Source organism: Vibrio sp. 1078-1 (assembly GCF_033340475.1).
On record NZ_JAWOWM010001004.1, the window covers coordinates 1 to 500 of the forward strand.

Below are 500 nucleotides of genomic sequence, written 5' to 3' on the forward strand. Positions count from 1 at the left end.
TCATCGAACTGCTGATGGAACAGGCTAATCAAGCCAACGCGACATTAATCTTTGTCAGCCATGATCCAACTCTGGAAAGCTTGTTCGATCGCACCATTAATCTGCCAGAAATAAACCAAAGCAGTGACATGGAGGCGCTAGCGTGAGTGCTGTAATCAAACTCGCTTGGAAAAGCTTGATGAACCGCAAAGCGACAGCGGTGTTGACGATCATGACGGTAGCAATATCGGTAATCTTGCTGCTTGGCGTAGAACGTATCCGCACTCAAGCAAAAGACAGCTTTGCGAACACCATTTCAGGAACGGACCTGATTGTCGGCGGACGCTCAGGCCAAGTGAACTTACTGCTGTATTCAGTCTTTCGTATTGGTAACGCAACTAATAATATCGATTGGAAAAGCTATCAAGAATTCAGCCAGCATCGCGCGGTTGATTGGGCAATTCCCATTTCGCTCGGAGACTCTCACAAAGGCTTTCGAGTGATGGGGACCAATCATAGTT

General features: G+C 47.2%; 2 pseudogenes. Both read left to right on the forward strand.

Going from position 1 to position 500, the window contains the following annotated elements:
* Positions 1 to 146: pseudogene (locus tag R7190_RS31315) on the forward strand (ABC transporter ATP-binding protein); the annotation flags it as partial.
* Positions 143 to 500 (forward strand): annotated as a pseudogene (locus R7190_RS31320) (ABC transporter permease); the annotation flags it as partial. The pseudogenes R7190_RS31315 and R7190_RS31320, both read left to right, overlap by 4 nt.